Below are 18,271 nucleotides of genomic sequence, written 5' to 3' on the forward strand. Positions count from 1 at the left end.
CATTCTCTATCACATCATTCAAAGACTAGCTTCCAAACCTATCTAACAAACTGTGGTAAAGCATCCCCAACACCAACCCCGGCCACCTCAATAAAGTGCCACCTGGAAACTCTACTTTAGGAAGAGAAGAAAACACGTTGTAACCCTCACTCTCCCCATAAATTGCATCAGCCAGAAGCTTGCCGGCAAAAGTTGCCGTAGGCACTCCATGTCCAGAATACCCCTGACTGTAATATAGGCCCGACTGCAACTGCCCTATACAGGGCATCCGATTCATAGTAATGGCCAGCGTACCCCCCCAGCCGAAATCAACAGCAGTATTTTCCAGCTGCGGGTAAACCCTCAACATATACTTGCGGACGAAACTGCGAATATCTTTAGGGAAACGCCTGGTGTAATTTTCCCCTCCCCCAAAAATTAAGCGGTTATCGCCAGATAATTTCCAATAATTTATAACAAATAGAGTATCTTGCAGTGCGAAGTCATTGGCTATGATTTCCCTAGCGAGCCCCTCCGGTAAGGGCTCTGTTGCCAGCACAAAATTATTTATTGGCATTATGCGCCCCGCTAAGCGGGGCTCAAGATCTTTCAAGTAACCATTGCAAGCTAAAATCAACTTTTCGGCCTTTACCTTTCCTCGTGCAGTTTTCACCGTAAAGGGAGAAGAGCTCGAATACCCTTGCACACCACTGCACTCAAAAAACCTGGCACCGGCAGAAACTGCTGCGCGGGCAAGACCTAATGCAAAATTGAGAGGATGAAGATGTAGCGAACCAAAATCCAGCTGTGCGCCGAGATATCGTTTGCTACTTACAAGCTCTCGAACTTCTTCTTTCTCTATATACTCAACTTGCCTGTAATCATATTTCTCTCTGAGTTCTTCAGTTTCATCCTGCAGATATTTATCGTGACTGGATTTTGCTGCAAGATGCATGATCCCGCGTTTTAAATCACATTGAATCTGGTGCCTGACTATAAGACTTTCCACCAGTTGAACAGCGTTGATACTCAAATCCCAGAGCTGCTTAGCGGTGTCGAATCCGAACATGGCTTCCAGATCACCCTGACTTCGCCTTTGTCCAACACCGACATGTCCTCCATTCCTTCCTGATGCGCCCCAACCAATCCTATTAGCCTCCAGAAGCACCACACGGTAGCCGCGCTCTGCCAAGTGCAAAGCACTGGAAAGTCCCGTATAACCACCACCAATGATGCAGACATCTGCCTCCACGTTACCTTCCAGGCATGGATACTCCTGAAGGTCGTTAGCTGTAGCCGCATAATAGGATTCCGTGTGCTCATCCAACCTATTCATCACCTTCATATTTCTACCAGATACCCTCAATGCCATTTAAATAAACGGCCCTGTTCCAATCGGCAGTATATAGTTCCTTTACACAGGAGGAATTATTTTCAGCGCAACGCTTTCCGGCACTGATCATAGAATTTCACTCAGGAAGAAAAAGTAAGCAATGGCTATCCAATGGATAAAATTACAAACTGGCTGGCAAATCACAATATTGCAGAAGTTGAATGCCTTGTTCCCGACATGTCAGGTAACGCCAGAGGAAAGTTCACCCCCACCGATAAGTTCTTAACTCAAGACAGCCGTTTACCGGAAAGCATTTTGGTGCAAACTGTCACGGGGGATTATGTCGACGAACACAATGAGCTTGTTGATCCAGCAGACACCGACATGCTCCTAATCCCTGACCCCAACTCAGTGCGCCTAAACCCTTGGGCCAATGATCCGACAGCACAAATCATTCATGACTGCCATTCTCGAGATGGGGACCCTCACCCTATCAGCACCCGTAATATTTTAAAATTTGTCCTCGAAAAATATGCAGACAGAGGATGGAAGCCTATTGTCGCCCCTGAGGTAGAGTTTTATCTTGTAAAAAGAAACCTGGATCCGGATGAAAAGCTATCCGCGCCTGTGGGAAGATCGGGACGCACAGAAAAAACCCGACAGTCCTATAGCATTGATGCAGCCAATGAATACGAGCCCATCATTGAAGACATGTATGATTTTTGTGAAGCTCAGGGGCTTGATGTCGACACACTGATCCACGAATCAGGCACTGCCCAGATGGAAATTAACTTTCTACATGGAGATCCACTTCATTTAGCTGACCAGGTCTTTACCTTTAAACGCACAGTGCGCGAAACGGCTCTGCGCCACGGCATTTATGCAACCTTCATGGCAAAACCGATGGAAGACGAACCTGGAAGCGCGCTGCACTTACACCAGAGTGTGGCGGATAGAAAAACCGGTGAAAATATTTTTGTCGATAATACAGGAAAAGAGAGCAATAATTTCTTGCATTTTATTGGCGGCATGCAGAAATACACTCCCGGTTTTATTAGTTTTTTTGCTCCAAATGTAAACTCCTATCGCCGCTTCACACCTGAAATGGCCGCACCCACCAGTCTCCACTGGGGTTACGACAACCGAACAACAGGCCTTCGGGTTCCCGACAGCTCGCCACAAAGTAAACGTCTTGAAAATCGTTTTCCCGGAGCAGACTGCAATCCCTACCTTGCCATAGCAGCTTCTCTTGCCTGCGGGTATTTAGGAATGACCAATAAAGTCGCACCGAGCGCACCTTATCAGGGCGACTGCTCCAAAGAGTCAATTACACTTCCCCGCACCCAGGAACATGCCCTGACACTCCTATCAGATTGTGATGAAGCAACAGAAATGTTTGGCAGTAAATTCGTAAAAGCCTGGAGCGCAATCAAGAGAAATGAATATGAAGAGTTTAATCGTGTGATCAGTTCGTGGGAGAGGGAATTTCTATTATTAAATGTATAAATAACCGTTCCACTAAAAGCTAACAGAAATAATAAACTGTTATCGCCAAATTTATTTTTTCGGAAAAAACAACTTATCTTTTCCACCTTACAGGCAGAACATCACTTCCTAATTTGTGACGATCCGAGCAAAAATATCGAAAACAATTCAAATATATTAGTTTGCCATCACCTTTTTGTTGCCTAGATGCGTATGCAGGGTAATCTCAAGTTGCCCAATTAATTAGGGCAACCGGTTTGAGAAAGCGAACGCCACTGCCGCTACCGCGGCCCCTTCCTGGCGACGGTTATCTTCTGCTGTCTTACCACATAAAAATCCAGCCTGTATTGGCCAACCAGATTTAATACGGTCCCCACAAGGGAAATACGGCTGTATACCGGCGGATTCATATATAAAAAAGCTATAAAAGGGAAAGCTAGCAATGAAGCATTTTGTAGGACTAAGCTGCACTTTAGCCTTGGCTATTAGTGCACATGCTGTTGAGCGCGTCCCCGCCACGGCGGACATGCTCTCACCACAAACTTTAGCTGCCACCGGCGGATCGGATATGGCGCTCGAAAAAGTTCGTGAGCGCACTCTCGTCAACGGCAAAACCGTAGCCCGCTACCAACAGACTCACAAAGGCATTCCTGTCTACGGCCAAACAGTAACCAGCTCCGGGCAGGGTCTGATTACTGAGGTTCGCGGCAATGTCATCACTGGGCTGGAACTGGAAGTACCCAATATCAAAGCATTTATCAATGAAGATAATGCTATTGAGCGGGCAATGGACCACCAGATCAACTGGCGCACGCAGCAGGGCGTTATCCAGGGAGCTTTGTCAGTTCAGGCTTTGAAGCTGGAAGCACATAACCCCAAAAAGAAACTCTACGTCTATATCGATGAGCAAGACAATGCCCGCTTGGCTTACCTGGTCAACTGGGTTGAGTACGGCGATGAACCCACACGCCCCTTCTACTTTATCGATGCAATGACTGGCGAAGTTCTCAAGCATTGGGACGGCTTGAACTTTGCACAAAATGCGACAGGCCCAGGGGGCAATTCAAAGACCGGGCGCTACGAGTACGGTACTGACTACCCCCACATGATTGTTGACGACAGCTGTGCCATGGATACGGACAATGTAGAAACCGTTGATATGAACCACAGCACGAATGGCGGTAGCATCCACTCGTTCACTTGCCCGGACAATGACTATAAGTCAATCAACGGCGCTTACTCACCACTCAATGACGCACACTTCTTTGGCGGTGTGGTCTTTGATCTCTATAGCGACTGGTACAACACATCCCCTCTCACACAAAAACTGAGAATGCGGGTGCACTACAGCAACAACTACGAGAATGCCTTCTGGGATGGCAGCCAGATGACATTTGGTGATGGCCAGAGCTACTTCTATCCACTGGTTAGCCTCGATGTTTCCGCTCACGAAGTCAGCCACGGCTTTACCGAGCAAAATTCGGACTTGAATTACTACAATCAGTCCGGCGGTATCAATGAAGCCTTCTCTGATATTGCCGGTGAAGCTGCCGAGTATTATATGCGCGGCAGCAATGACTGGTTGGTAGGGGCCGAAATCTTTAAGTCCAGCGGAGCACTCCGCTACTTTGAAGATCCAACTGACGATGGCAGCTCCATCGGTCATGCCGATGATTACTACAACGGCATGGACGTGCACTACAGCTCCGGCGTCTTTAACCGGGCCTTCTACCTACTGGCGAATACTAGCGGCTGGAATACCCGCACAGCATTCGACCCCTTTGTTCTTGCCAACCAGATGTATTGGAGTGCCAATACTGATTTTGAAGATGGTGCCTGTGGTGTTTTCTCTGCAGCATCAGATTTAGGCTACGACACTGATGACGTTGTTGCCGCATTCTCCACGGTAGGCGTTTCCACCAGCAGCTGCGGTGGCGGCGGTGGTGGTGGCGGTGGTGGTAATGAAGGCGGAGAACTCGAAAACGGGGTTACCGAGACCGATATTGAGGGCAGCAGTGGTGATGAAGTTCACTTCACCCTGGATGTACCCGCAGATGCCACAGGCCTGTCTTTTGCAATGTCAGGCGGAAGCGGTGATGCCGACCTCTATGTTCGCTTCGGCAATGCTCCAACCACCAGCACTTATGATTGCCGTCCGTACACTTCAGGCAACAATGAAACTTGTGATATCGCTGACGCTGACCTACAGGGCGGAACCTATTACGTCATGGTGCGCGGCTACTCCTCCTTCTCCGATGTCACCCTGGTAGGCAGTTACACCGGTGGTGGTGGTGGCGGTGGTGGTAGCGACAGCTGGGAAGAAACCAACCTTTCTGGTTCCCGCAACAGCTGGCAGCACTTCACCATTGAGGTTGATGCTGGAGCTTCTACCCTGAGCGCCGTAATGGAAGGTGGCAGCGGAGATGCAGATCTCTATGTCCGCCACAGCCAAGAGCCTACCCGTACAGCGTACGACTGCCGCCCCTACCAGTGGGGCAATGACGAAAGCTGCACCATCAGTAATCCGGATGCTGGAACCTGGTATATCAGTATCCGCGCTTACTCTGCCTACTCTGGCGTTACCCTGAGTGCAAGCACTGAGTAATTGAGCTGATTTCCACCCAGCAGGTCTCTGCTGGGTGGGCAAGCTCTAGACCGATCAAAGGATCGGTGGTGCACAAACAAAAAAGGCGGCCATATTGGCCGCCTTTTTTAATCAAACCCAGACAAATTATTTATGGCTTGGGTCTTTCCAGTAGTCCTTCACGGTATCTTTCATCTCCTTGGCTAACACAGTAATACCAAACAGGTTGGGCAAGGTCATTATCACAATGGCTACTGCAGAGAGGTTCCAAATAACTGTGGTGTCCGCAATCGCAGCCCAGAAGAATGCAATAACGTAAACTATTCGGTAAGGCATTACTGCCTTGGGGCCGAAAAGGTAAATCATTGAGCGGTCGCCGTAGTATGACCAGGCAATTGCTGTAGAGAAAGCAAACAGCAGAATGCCCAGAGTAACAATCAGACCACCGTATTCACCAAAGTAACCGCGTTGGAAGGCAAGATTGGTCAGAGCCACAGAGTGCACCAGGGACTTACCCCAAATATCCACATTTTCATTAGCAAACTTACCATCTTTTACATCCAGAACACCGCTGTAGCTGTCATCATCCTCACGGAAATCCAGGTCTTCAGCAATAGAACGGGCGTGGATGAGGGTAAAGTCCTGGCTGTTCAGCGGGTGGCCGTTAGTCACAACAATGGAGCCGTTATAGGCCTTAACATCACTCTCCTGACCGCTCAAATACTTGAACAGCTGCTCAACATCCTGGGTATTCTTCTCATCGTAGCTACCCGCTACAACGTAAGTATCTGCACCTTCAAACAGGTTCTCGTGTTTCTCAGTCCAGACACCAGAAGAAAGAATCACAAGTCCGGTTAAGGTACAAATGATAATGGTGTCGATAAAGGGTTCCAGCAGGGAAACCATACCTTCAGAAACCGGCTCGTCCGCGCGAGCGGCGGCGTGAGCAATAGGTGCAGAGCCCTGACCCGCTTCGTTCGAGAAGAGGCCGCGGTTCACACCACGGTTAAAGGCATAGGCAAAGCTCGCACCCAGGAATCCACCTACGGCCGCACTACCGGTGAAGGCATCGCGGAAAACAGCCCCAAAGGACGGCAGAATATTTTCGTAGTTGTAGATGATAACGCCCAAGGCACCTATTACGTAGATAACTGCCATGGTGGGAACAATGGTGGAGGTCACTTTAGCGATTCGGGTAATACCGCCAATAATCACCATGCCCAGCAAAATCGCCAGGATGCCCCCCGTCAGAGCCTTCTCAACACCAAAAGAATCGTGCATTGCCTGGGCAATGTTGTTGACCTGGGGCAAGCTGCCGGTACCGAATGAACAGATAACGGTCGCGATTGCAAAGAGCACCGCAAGCCATTTCATATTCAAACGGCGCTCCATGTAAAACATGGGGCCACCTGCGTAGTAACCATCCGCTGCTTTAATACGGTATTTGTGTGACAGGGTCACTTCCACAAACTTTGTGGTCATACCCAGGAATGCGGTCATCCACATCCAAAACAGCGCAGCCGGACCACCGAGGAAAATAGCCAAGCCAACGCCACCGATATTACCGGTACCTACGGTACCCGACAGTGCTGTGGCCAATGCCTGGAAGTGGGAGGTATCACCCGGGTCTCCGGGCTTATCGTACTTACCGCGTACAATCTTGATCGCATGCCCAAAATAACGAAGCTGCGGAAAACCAAGATAAATGGTGAAAAAGAAACCGACTCCAAGTAACACCCAGGGGAACCAAGGTGCTGAGCCGAGCATGCCGTCTATTAACAACAGCAGATTGTTAAAGGAATCCAAACTAACCCCCCACTACTCTGACTTATTTCTGTTTGTTTTATATACAGATACAACTGTAATTTGTTGCGCAGGTTAGCAGCTTACGCGGCACGAGAACAGTAATGTCGTATTATTCGGCCACTGGGAAGAAGTGAGTTCGGTGGGGGAAAAGGCCAAATTGCCCTCCGGTATGAATAAAAACCAGGTTGTCTGAGCCCTGGTAATTTCCTTTTTTTAACTCCTGTAGCAGACCATGAAATGCTTTGCCGGTGTAGACAGGATCGAAAAGAATCCCCTCCAGACAAGCCAGCTCTTTAATAGTCTGGTAAACCTCTGGCTCCGCCACCCCGTAAGCGGGACCTTTATAGTCGGCATTAACCAAAATCTTGAGGGACTCAAAATCAAGCGATACACCAGACTGTGCCATCCACTGCGAAATATCTTCACGCACTTTCACTTGGAAATAATTAGCACTGTCGCAAACGGCGAAACCCGTAACTTTCACACCGGCTTCCAGCAAATGGCACCCCAAGGTCAAACCCGCTTGGGTCCCACCGCTGCCAGTAGCGCATAAAATATGATCAGGCGAGAAGCCCCTATCTGCACAGTCTGCCAATAATTCCTGAGAGGCCGAGATATAACCCCAGATGCCTAAACCGTCGCTGGCACCAGTGGGGATACAGAAAGACTTCTGCCCTCTGGACAGATACTCAGCAGCCCAGCTGTCAAAGAGGCCCTGTAAATTCCGGGAGTATTCCTCCGGTGAGTAAACCGCAATTTCAGCACCTGCCAACTCATCCAGTAAAAGGTTGCCATCGGGATTTGCAGTGCGCTCGCCACGTAAAATCAACTGAACCTTAAACCCCAATCGAGCCCCCACCAAAGCAGTGGTACGGCAATGATTGGATTGAATTCCTCCGCAGGTTATCAAGACCTCCGCTCCCACAGCCCGCGCCTTTGCTGAAACAAATTCGAGCTTGCGCAGCTTATTTCCGGACATTGCGGATTCGGTAAGATCGTCTCTTTTTATCCAGATTCTCGGCCCATCATAAGGCAAGGAATAACGCTCAGTGATACGGTCCAGCGGCTGTAGTGGCGTTGGCAGATTTGCAAGGCGTACGCGATCGGGCAGCTTGATAGGCAAACTCTTCGGCAATTTGAGCACCATGTTAGCAATCTAAAAATGCGAGCAACTGAAAGCTGGCACCAACATAGGTGTACAGCTGGGGGGTCAAGGGTCGTTATAAATCAAGGATACTTCAGCCGGAACTGAGTTTATTGCCGTTTGCAGCCCCATACAGGCAGTCCGACAGGCGGCCACCATCCTCTCAATAGACTGCCTAGGCTCTTCTGATTCCACAAACACAAAGATATCTATACCCTCGCAAAGCCCCTTATGAGGCTGGTCATCCGTGGAGTTTTGCAAGTTGTAAATTTCAGCTTTAAAGCGCATCTGCTGCTCCAGGCGCACACTATCAACCTTGAGCTTGACTGAATTAATGTATATAGAAATATGACTGAGAAAGCAAAATGCAATTCCTGCTGACAAATAGTCTAGCGGAGCTGGAGCACTATCCGCACCACCTATAATACTGCCCTCGTCACATCGTAATTCAAACGCACTACAACCTGGCACACTAGCCTGAACAACCCCTGTTTTCAGAAACCCATCTCCAACAGAAGTTTTAGCGGAAAGATTTACCTGAAAATAGAAGCTTCCATCACCCTTCTGCGGCTCCTCTACCTGGACTTCCTGTAAAGTGGGCAATGATCGGACTTTTCTAACAATACTGATTTTTTCTTCTTTTTCACCCGTAAACGACATAGCACTCACCTGAGACTATCTATCAACAAGGTAAAATTAGACCAAGCCCTCAAAACATAAAACTGGCAGCAATAAAAAAGCCCGGCAACTGCCAGGCTTTTTTAGTGACGACATTCAAAGATAAACCCTGAAAAGGATTAGATCTTTTTAATCGTACCTTTGGGTAATACTGCGTGCACAGCTACTTTTTGGAACTTCAAAGACATGCTGTCTGCAACTTCCAATACGATGTAGTCCTCATCGACCTTGTCGACGCGGCCCAGCATTCCGCTGCTCATCACAACTTCGTCACCCTTTTTCAGAGCGCCAACCAGCTCTTGGTGCTCTTTCTGGCGCTTGCGCTGTGGGCGAATAATAAAAAACCACATGAATGCAAACAAACCCGCAAACATCAGCAGGGTTATCATCGGATTACCCTGTGCTGCCGGCGCCGCTTCCTGTGCCATGGCGGAGGGGATAAAAAAGCTCATGCAAAACCTCAAAGAGTCAGCCTATTAAATTGCCGCCAACTCTAACGGGTTTGCCCCGCCGAGGCAACGGATTGGGCCGATCCCGTAGAGACCGGCCAAACCAATCCACACTCAGAACCTCTGGCGGACCTGCCGGCGGTAGCCAGTGGGAGACATCCCGGTCCAGCGTTTGAACGCGCTGGTAAAACTGGTTCGATCAGAGAAATCGAGAATTCGTGAGATTCCATCAACGCTCAGCGCAGTATCTTTGAGGAAATGCACCGCGTGACGAAAACGAACATGGTCACGTAAAGATGCAAAACTGAGGTTGTGTTCCTGCAACCGGCGTTGCAGAGTCCGGGTGGACATACTTAGGTCGGACGCTACCGGGCGAATAGCGAGAGAGGCCTTACCGATACGCTGCTCCAGCACATCTATTACCCGTGCGGCAATACCAAAACTGGTTGCTTCGGGGGGGGCCAGCAGCTGGTCGAGAATATTCGGGTCTCCGGATATTCTGGCCTGCTGAAGTGATTTGTCTTCAGAGAGCGAAGTCTGGTCGGGCTGAGTATGGTTCATCGAGCTGCTCCTATTGAGTTCCGTGAGCCGCAGTTATTTTTCTATGTCCGCATCCAGCGAATCCCGGTTGCCCCTGCCCACACCAACACAACATCAACTTCGGCGGACGACTACGTGATGCGGGATGCACCAAAAAACAGACATCGAATCCTTCACAGAGATGTACAATTTTTAAACTAACCGCTCCGGCAATTCCCGCAGAGAGACTCTCTCTAGCCGGCGCACCTTTCCTTTACAACTGCCAGTATAGACCAAGAATTAAGAAAGCAAGGGGCGACAGTGCTTTTTTTCATCTTATTGTGTACCAAGGGCCAAAAATACTTACTTTCGGTACCCACGTGTCGCCTTTGAGTCCGAAAGGTAGGGGCTACAGCAGACCAAGCACCAGTCCAGCCCCGCCCCTCAGAGTCTGGCAATTAATCCAGGTTCTCGCCAATCCAATTCAAAACATCAGTGTCATGGGTCTTGGTTTTAACTGTGTCGATAATATGGCGAAGGCGCCCACTCTTATCGATAATAAAAGTTGTTCGCAGAAGCCCCATGTACTCCTTGCCCATAAATTTCTTCAAGCCCCAGCAGCCATATTTATCAGCAATCTTGTGTTCTTCATCAGACAGCAAATCAAAATTCAGTTCGTGCTTGTCGATAAAACGCTGCAACTTTGCTTCTGGATCCGGGCTCACCCCCAACACAACAGTATTGGCTTTTTTAAATTCAGCCGCACTATCGCGAATCCCACATGCCTGAGTGGTACAACCGGGGGTAAGTGCTTTCGGGTAAAAGTAGAGGACGACATTACTTTTGTCACGAAAATCCTTAAGTGACACTTTCTCGCCACTTTGGTTGGTCAGCGTAAAAGCCGGAGCCAAATTACCGATCTTCGGAAAAGCCATCTGATATCCCCTGTGGAACAGTTAAGAGTAAAGCGGGGATTATAGCGAAAAGAAACAAACGAGACGCCAGTTCTATAGAGAAATCAGAACTGCTGCAGACGAAACTCTTTCTCTTTCCTGGCACAAATGCCAAAACGACCTAACTTCTGCACCAGCTCCGCCTTTTCAGCTTCGGTGAGGAACTCCCCGACTTCAAGGCACCCCTCAGGACCACTAAAGTTTACCGAAGCCATTTCGGTAGCACTGCTCCCCATCCTTACGAGTACTGCCAACTTATCGCGGGCGAACTCCCGGTGATACACCGTTTGCTGCCTGAACCCCTTACAGCAATCCAGAATTACCAACTCCTCATTGATGCGTATTACTTCTCTGCGGGTCCCTTCGAGGTACACGTAGGTAAACAGGATGCCCAGCAGGATCATTTCAAGCCCGGCAAAGGGAAGAATCATCCAGGCTCCCGCCATCGCAAAAGCGAGGCTGATTCCAAGGGATACCCCAACCAGGGAGAAAAACACCCACAGATTGCCGGAGAGGGACAGGGACTGGTTAGGCTGCAGCAGGATACAGGCGCAACGGGCGGTGTTGCGGCCAACTTCAGTGACCATAGCAGGGACATCCGGCAGATATATAAAATCAGTGTAGTGCCGATGGCGGCAGCTCACACGAAGATACTGACCGGGAAAGTTTCCTGGTCCGGGCCGGGGTTTACAGAATTCAGGCATAAAAAAACCCACACCTCAGTGTGGGTTTTTGGGAGAGGTCTGCGGCCAAGGCCTGGGACCTGTCACTCCCTATTACGGCAGCAGGTGTGCTACTGCATCACGCTCTTCCGCCAGCTCCTGCTCGGTAGCAGACATTTTCTCGCGGGAGAAGTCGTTGATGTCAACGCCTTGAACAATTTCCCAGTCGCCGTCTTTGCAAGTGCAAGGGAAAGAGTAAATCAGGCCTTCCTGAATACCGTAAGAACCATCGCTGAATACAGCCATGCTGGTCCAGTCACCTTCAGCGGTGCCCAGAGCCCAATCGCGCATATGGTCGATGGCAGCGTTGGCAGCGGAAGCCGCAGAGGAAGCACCGCGCGCCTTGATGATAGCTGCACCGCGCTGTTGAACAGTCGGGATGAAGTCGTTTTCGTACCATTCCTGCTCCACTTTATCCATGGCTGCAGCACCGGAAACCTTCACTTGGTGCAGGTCTGGGTACTGAGTGGAAGAGTGGTTGCCCCAAATGGTCATATGGGTGATGTCGTTAACACTGGAATCAGTTTTGTTTGCCAGCTGAGACAGAGCGCGGTTGTGATCCAGACGGGTCATCGCGGTGAAGTTACGCGGATCCAGGTCTGGCGCATTGCGCTGAGCGATCAGGGCATTGGTGTTAGCCGGGTTGCCAACAACCAGTACTTTTACGTTACGAGAAGCAACGTCGTTCAGGGCTTTACCCTGTGCAGAGAAGATAGCAGCGTTAGCTTCCAGCAGGTCCTTACGCTCCATACCCGGTCCACGGGGACGCGCGCCTACCAGCAAAGCGTAATCTGCATCTTTGAACGCAACAGTAGCATCATCGGACTGAACGATACCCGCGAGCAGCGGGAAAGCGCAGTCTTCAAGCTCCATAGCAACGCCTTTCAGCGCTTCCAATGCCGGAGTGATTTCCAGCAATTGCAGAATAACCGGCTGATCTTTGCCCAGCATTTCGCCAGAGGCGATGCGGAACAGCAACGAATAGCTAATCTGACCGGCAGCGCCGGTAACAGCAACACGTACAGGTGCTTTCACGATAGTTCTCCCTCGTTTGTAAGCGGCCGCATTATAGGGCCTCGCGAGTAAATTTCATCTTACACAAGCGAAATAGCGGCTCAATTTGTATGACAAAACCTCTCAGATTGTATTGGACACTCTTTGCGAGTGTTTATGTCAGCGCCAATTCCCGGTAACGCGCCTGCAGTGCCTCGTAAACCTGATCACTGTAATCAGCAGCAGATGAGTCCAAAAGTCCGGCAATTTCCGCTAGATGTTCATTGTCTTCACGGCCCGCCCAGTTTTTTACATAGCTGCCATCTTTGTAGCCGTTATCCTGACGGAATCGGTTGAGTACATTTTTACCAACATATCGCTGGTACAACTCAGCAAAAGACATTTCTGCATCGGCCAATAGTTGAGCAAAGCCAGCAACATCAAACTGTTTGGTGGCCAGGGTGTTCAAGGTGAAAGACTCGAGGTTTTCACGGAAATCACCCGCCGTACGCTCGGAACCGGCAAACTCCTTCAGCATGATCTCAGCCACTTCCTGAGGAGAGCCTTTTTGCAATTCAAGGCTCAAACCGAAATGCCAGATATCCACCAATTCAAGCTTCACCTGATCCATTTCTGGAAGTTGCTTCTTCCACCACTTCCAACCGTAATGATCTAACAACTCTGCACTTTCTACCCAAATAGCGCGGTACCAGGCAAAGTTTTGCTCACGCCAGTTTTCATTTACTACTGTATTAATCTGGTCTTGCAGAGTCAGCATGACTTGCAACTGCTGCTTCATCATAGGGGAACATCCAATAGACCCGGATCAAACTGCCCGGGGGAATAATCTGAAAAAGTTTTCTGAGGTGATTTCGGCCAGCTCTTCGTAGGGAATACCGCGTAAATCAGCGATAAATTCCGCCACTTCACGCACATAGGCCGGAATATTGGGCTTACCCCGATAGGGCACTGGGGCCAAATAAGGGGAGTCGGTCTCAACGAGTAACCGATCCAAAGGCAACTTGCGGGCGACATCCCGCAGCTCCTCGGCATTTTTAAAGGTCACGATGCCGGACAAAGAAATATAATAATTGAGATCCAGGGCAGCCTTGGCCATATCCCAGCTCTCGGTAAAACAGTGCAGAACACCTGCGGTATTGGTATTACCGTGCTCTTTAATGAGAGCGATAGTATCTTCCCGCGCATCTCTCGTATGCACAATCACCGGAAGCTCTGCCTGCCCTGCCGCTTTCAGGTGTGCAATAAAGCTCTGCTGCTGGATTTCCTGGGTGTCAGTGCTGTAGTAGTAATCCAGGCCTGTCTCCCCCAATGCAACAACATTGGGCTGGTTAGCCATTTCTACCAGTCGCTCAACATCCGCCATGCCAGAGTCGACATCCAGCGGGTGCACACCAACGGAACAGACTACGTCCTCGTAGCGGGATGCGATTTCAACAACCGCATCGGCGTTTTCCAAACTGATACCGACACAGAGGAACTTGCCAACACCGCGACTGCGGGCCAGGTCCAATACAGCATCCAGATCGCCATCAAATTTATCGAGCTTAAGTCTGTCCAGGTGACAGTGAGAATCAACAAGCATTAGAGAGTTACAACGTATGGGTTGGGCGGCTGGATTCTAAGGTTCCCGCCAAGTGGGTTTCAATCTTGTTTTGCGCGATATTGTCCTTATCGCCAAATTGAACTCCGATTCCGGGAGTGCGGTTGCCTTGAGCACCATTGGGGGTAATCCAGATCACTTTACCGGCAACCGGAATCTTTTCCGGCTCATCCATTAAGCTCAGAAGCAGAAAAACCTCATCGCCAAGGTTGTACGATTTATCCGTACTGATAAACAAGCCACCATTCTTTACGAAGGGCATATAGGCCGCATAGAGCACAGATTTATCCTGGATTTTCAGTGACAGGATGCCGTTGCGGGCACCGCCTCCCATGGCTTTCATGGACAACCTCAATGTTTATATTTCTAAATGATGCGCTAACTTATCTAAGCCCGTTGCCTGTGTCCAGGCAACGTCAATTACCCTACCCGACTTGTGCAAGACGCCTAAGCAAAAAGCTTCGCCCAACGAATAAATAATTCTTCCAGCAGCAAACGACGATTGGGGTTAGCTGTGCCCAGTAACCCTTTCCGCGCCTGAAGCAAATGATCGTAGAACGCAAATACTGGCTGCAAGTTTTGCTCACTCGACCCCGGCAACCTCTGCAAAAGAACCATTAGCTGGGCATCTCCACTGAGATCACAACTGCGAATCTGCACCATCTGGGTTAACCAGTGCTGCCAGAAATGCAGTAGCTGAACCAATTCAACACCCTCGGCCGGTGTTTCCCAACGGCCCGCAGTAGAGACTGAACTTGCCGTACCCTGAGCTACAGCAACCAAATCTTTAAAAAACTGCTCGCGTACTTCTCTCGACTTGGGCTCGGCCAGCTCCGCCGCCAATAATGGTGCCCCGCCTGCCAGAGTTAAGACACGCTGTGCCAGCGGCTCTTCCAGCCCATTGCTGTATAGCCACTGTAGCGCCACCTCTACAGTTGGGGGCGGAAAAGCTATAGATTGACAGCGACTTCGAATGGTTGGCAAAAGGCCTGTGGGGGCATCGGTGATCAACACAAAGATAACGGAGGGTGCCGGCTCTTCCAGGTTTTTCAACAGGGCATTGGCTGCGTTGACATTCATCGCCTCCGCCGGCGACAAACAAACCAGACGCGCCCCGCCCCGCCCACTGGTGCGGGAAACAAAGTTGCCCAGCTGACGGATCTGTTCCACTTTCAGCGGGCCACCGGGCTTTTCGGGTTCAACTTGTAGGAAATCAGGATGCGAGCCAGCCATCCACAACCGACAATCCTTACACTCCCCACAGGCCTGACCTGCCCTCGGCTGTTCACATAGGGCCAACGCGGTAAAAGCAGCTGCGAATTGTCGCTTTCCCAACCCCTCCGGGCCAGTCAACAGCAAAGCGTGCGGGCAGCGACCCGCCTGCAACTGCAACCCCAACCGCTGCCATTGCTCGGAGTGCCAGGGAAGAGGTACCGGTATCGATTTATACTCAAAAGTTTCAGGCACAGACATCAGCCACAATTCTTATCATTTAAAAATAGATTCTGGGGCAAGATAGCTTAAAGCAACAGCTCCAATTGCTTGGCTAGATCCATCTGCACCTGTTCCAGAGATTGGCCGGCATCCACAACCGCGTAACGGGCAGGCGCAGCTTCAGCTCGATCGCGATAAGCCGCACGCACCCGCTGGAAGAACTCCAGGTGCTCACTCTCAAACCGATCCGCTTCCCCAGTGCGTGCAGCTCGCTGTAGCCCCACTTCTGGGTCGAGATCCAATAAAAGCACTTTATCTGGACGCAAATCCCCTTGAACTGTCTGCTCCAACTGCTCGATCAACTGTCGATCCAGTCTGCGACCACCGCCTTGGTAGGCATAGGTAGCATCGGTGAAGCGATCACAGATCACCCAATCCCCACGTTTTAAGGCGGGCAGTATAACCTGAGACAGATGTTGCGCGCGGGCGGCAAACACCATCAATAATTCCGCCGTGGGATCAACGGATTCATCCCGTTTGGCCAATAACAGCTCGCGCAGCTGTTCTGCCAATGGGGTGCCTCCCGGCTCCCGGGTTTGGATAAAGTTAATATTGTGCTTTTTGAGCCACTCGGTGATGAAGAGTAAATTGGTAGATTTCCCCACCCCCTCTACACCCTCGAGGGTGATGAACTTGCCGTGCGACACTAATTCTTTCCTTTTGCCGGACTCGAGCGGTAATCCGCGCGCCTTTTCAGCTGATACTCCCGCACCGCACGGTTGTGCTCTGTCAGAGTCGCTGAGAAATGATGAGATCCATCCCCTTTGCCAACAAAATACAAGCTCTTGCCGGGCTTTGGATTTAAAGCGGCCCGAATTGCCGCTCGGCCAGGTAGGGCAATCGGCGTAGGGGGAAGGCCATTGATAACATAAGTATTATAAGGTGTTGCCTGGCGCAGGTGTGTACGGGTCAGATTTCCGTCAAAGTCCTCACCCAAGCCATAAATTACGGTGGGGTCGGTCTGCAAGCGCATACCTTTATTGAGCCGGCGTACAAAAACACCGGCTATTTCACTGCGCTCAGATGGCTGCCCTGTCTCTTTCTCGATAATCGAAGCCATGATTAAGGCTTCATAGGGCGACTTGTAGGGCAGATCATCCCCTTTTGATTGCCACTCCTCATCCAGTACCTTCTGCATCCGATCATAGGCCTGACGCAGCAGTTCAATATCTGTGGTACCGGACCGGTAGACGTAAGTATCCGGGAAAATCCAACCCTCAACCTCATCTTCCTTTAGACCCAGGGCCCGGGCAGCGGCACTGACATTGCTCCCCTCTTCGGACTGAACGATTCTTTCACCGGAGCGGATTTGTCGCAGGGCCTGGCGAAAGGTCCAGCCCTCTAATAGCGTAATGCGATAGCGGGTAACTTCACCGCGATTCAGGCGCGCAATCAAGTCCCGCGCGTTACTGCCAAAGGGAACTAAATACTCGCCGGAATGGATTTCTGTTGTGCCCTCCCAATAGGCATAGGCGAGAAGTATTTGCGGCCACTGGATTACCCCTTCGCCCTGCAGGCTTCGCAGCGTCCGGGACAAACTTCCGCCCTTTTCCACCTGAAGCGTAAGCCCATCTTGTGCAATCGGCAGGGGGGATTCCAAGGCTTCCTTTGCCACGTATAGAGAGGCAACTGCTACCAAGCAGGCTAATACCAGCCCGCCAAATAACAGCTTCAACACTCTCCAAGCGAAACTCGCTTGCTTTTTCTTCACCACAATTTATCCAATATCAGCTTCTGTAGCTTGCGGGTCTCGACACCCACAGGCCAATTTTTGTAACCGATTACCTCTACTACCGGTAATACACCTCGAACACTGTTACAGAGAGCCAGCTCATCGGCCTCACAGAGCTCGGAAAGCTCCATGTCTTCCTCTTGCCAGTGGATATGGCTCGAGAGCCACTGCCGCATCACACCATGAACACCACACCGGTGCAGGGATGGAGTCATCCACTTCCCACCAAATCGGGCCAGGATATTACAGCGCAGGGTTTCGATGACCCTTCCCGCCGAATCCAGCATCAATCCATCGAGAAATTGACCCACCGGCAGCTCTGCTTTTGCCGCATTATATCGGTTACGGAGTAAAGTTTTGCAGCCCTGGTTCGAATTACTACCGATCGGCAAGCTCGTCGAACAAGGAAAAAGGCTAGTGCCCACCTGCCCCTCAGCAGTTTCAATCAGCGGCTGCAGCACCAAATCCCAACATTGCTGCCCGCGCACACTGCCAACACGCAGGCGCGCAATCGCCTCAGGCCAGCGACAGCCGGCTGTCAATTTTAACGTCGACTGCTCAATTTCTCCCAGACAGGCCTCATCCAACACTCCCGAACGCTCCAGGCGAGCGCGGTGGAAAGACCAAAGCGGTAGACCTTTGTTGTGACAGCGCATTGTTTCGAGGATTCCACCCGAGTAATCAGCATCATCTGGCAACTGATCAACGGCCAGCCCCCGAAAGTACATTTGAGGTAACTGGTACATGGAGCTCCCAAGGCAGGTGTGCCCACCTCGCGG

18 protein-coding genes are annotated in these 18,271 nt (G+C 50.5%); 2 read left to right on the plus strand and 16 right to left on the minus strand.

Annotation, left to right across the window (positions count from 1 at the left end; genetic code table 11):
• Positions 1-25 precede the first annotated feature (25 nt).
• Positions 26-1,315, minus strand: coding sequence for an NAD(P)/FAD-dependent oxidoreductase (locus ACJJIY_RS17870; RefSeq protein WP_444898228.1), 1,290 nt, complete (start codon positions 1,313-1,315; stop codon positions 26-28).
• Positions 1,316-1,483: 168 nt separating this feature from the next.
• Between ACJJIY_RS17870 and ACJJIY_RS17875 the strand changes: the two genes are divergently transcribed.
• The gene (locus ACJJIY_RS17875; protein WP_282932490.1) at positions 1,484-2,818 is read left to right on the plus strand and encodes a glutamine synthetase family protein; all 1,335 of its coding nucleotides are present in this window, start codon (positions 1,484-1,486) and stop codon (positions 2,816-2,818) included.
• 421 nt (positions 2,819-3,239) lie between these two features.
• On the plus strand, positions 3,240-5,402 hold the full coding sequence (locus tag ACJJIY_RS17880) for a M4 family metallopeptidase (protein ID WP_444896982.1): 2,163 nt from the start codon (positions 3,240-3,242) through the stop codon (positions 5,400-5,402).
• A 126-nt stretch (positions 5,403-5,528) separates the two neighbouring features.
• Here the strand turns inward: ACJJIY_RS17880 and ACJJIY_RS17885 are convergent, their stop codons facing one another.
• From ACJJIY_RS17885 to ACJJIY_RS17955, 15 genes are all read right to left on the minus strand, one after another.
• On the minus strand, positions 5,529-7,187 hold the full coding sequence (locus ACJJIY_RS17885) for an alanine/glycine:cation symporter family protein (RefSeq protein WP_444896981.1): 1,659 nt from the start codon (positions 7,185-7,187) through the stop codon (positions 5,529-5,531).
• Between the two features lie 109 nt (positions 7,188-7,296).
• Complete coding sequence (locus ACJJIY_RS17890) at positions 7,297-8,334, minus strand: D-cysteine desulfhydrase family protein (RefSeq protein WP_445358525.1); 1,038 nt, start codon at positions 8,332-8,334, stop codon at positions 7,297-7,299.
• 63 nt (positions 8,335-8,397) lie between these two features.
• Positions 8,398-8,991 carry an OsmC-related (seleno)protein gene (locus ACJJIY_RS17895; protein ID WP_444896979.1) on the minus strand — a complete coding sequence of 198 codons (594 nt, stop codon included), beginning with the start codon at positions 8,989-8,991 and terminating at the stop codon, positions 8,398-8,400.
• A 137-nt stretch (positions 8,992-9,128) separates the two neighbouring features.
• Positions 9,129-9,461: a preprotein translocase subunit YajC gene (gene yajC, locus ACJJIY_RS17900; RefSeq protein WP_282932486.1), complete on the minus strand. Its 333-nt coding sequence runs from the start codon at positions 9,459-9,461 to the stop codon at positions 9,129-9,131.
• A 111-nt stretch (positions 9,462-9,572) separates the two neighbouring features.
• Entirely contained in the window at positions 9,573-10,019 is a 447-nt protein-coding gene (locus ACJJIY_RS17905) for a helix-turn-helix domain-containing protein (RefSeq protein WP_020415217.1), read from the minus strand.
• 416 nt (positions 10,020-10,435) lie between these two features.
• A complete protein-coding gene (gene bcp / locus ACJJIY_RS17910) occupies positions 10,436-10,912 on the minus strand; it encodes a thioredoxin-dependent thiol peroxidase (protein WP_445358526.1) in 477 nt (158 codons plus the stop codon).
• 83 nt (positions 10,913-10,995) lie between these two features.
• Entirely contained in the window at positions 10,996-11,634 is a 639-nt protein-coding gene (locus ACJJIY_RS17915; protein ID WP_413662277.1) for a DUF2244 domain-containing protein, read from the minus strand.
• Between the two features lie 72 nt (positions 11,635-11,706).
• Positions 11,707-12,687 carry a malate dehydrogenase gene (locus ACJJIY_RS17920; RefSeq protein ID WP_282932481.1) on the minus strand — a complete coding sequence of 327 codons (981 nt, stop codon included), beginning with the start codon at positions 12,685-12,687 and terminating at the stop codon, positions 11,707-11,709.
• Between the two features lie 133 nt (positions 12,688-12,820).
• Positions 12,821-13,444: a dUTP diphosphatase gene (locus tag ACJJIY_RS17925; RefSeq protein WP_445359680.1), complete on the minus strand. Its 624-nt coding sequence runs from the start codon at positions 13,442-13,444 to the stop codon at positions 12,821-12,823.
• Between the two features lie 27 nt (positions 13,445-13,471).
• Positions 13,472-14,248 carry a TatD family hydrolase gene (locus tag ACJJIY_RS17930; RefSeq protein ID WP_444913256.1) on the minus strand — a complete coding sequence of 259 codons (777 nt, stop codon included), beginning with the start codon at positions 14,246-14,248 and terminating at the stop codon, positions 13,472-13,474.
• Between the two features lie 7 nt (positions 14,249-14,255).
• Positions 14,256-14,609, minus strand: a complete 354-nt coding sequence (locus ACJJIY_RS17935) for a PilZ domain-containing protein (protein ID WP_413662279.1) — start codon at positions 14,607-14,609, stop codon at positions 14,256-14,258.
• Between the two features lie 104 nt (positions 14,610-14,713).
• Positions 14,714-15,739, minus strand: a complete 1,026-nt coding sequence (locus ACJJIY_RS17940) for a DNA polymerase III subunit delta' (RefSeq protein WP_445358527.1) — start codon at positions 15,737-15,739, stop codon at positions 14,714-14,716.
• A 47-nt stretch (positions 15,740-15,786) separates the two neighbouring features.
• The gene (gene tmk / locus ACJJIY_RS17945) at positions 15,787-16,407 is read right to left on the minus strand and encodes a dTMP kinase (RefSeq protein ID WP_282932477.1); all 621 of its coding nucleotides are present in this window, start codon (positions 16,405-16,407) and stop codon (positions 15,787-15,789) included.
• On the minus strand, positions 16,407-17,438 hold the full coding sequence (gene mltG / locus ACJJIY_RS17950; protein WP_444928226.1) for an endolytic transglycosylase MltG: 1,032 nt from the start codon (positions 17,436-17,438) through the stop codon (positions 16,407-16,409). Before mltG ends, tmk begins: the two co-directional genes overlap by 1 nt.
• Before the next feature lie 29 nt (positions 17,439-17,467).
• Positions 17,468-18,238 (minus strand): aminotransferase class IV, encoded by a 771-nt coding sequence (locus tag ACJJIY_RS17955; protein ID WP_445358528.1) that lies wholly within the window; start codon positions 18,236-18,238, stop codon positions 17,468-17,470.
• Between the last annotated feature and the right edge of the window lie 33 nt (positions 18,239-18,271).

This window comes from Microbulbifer maximicatervae (SeqCode) (assembly GCF_052468155.1).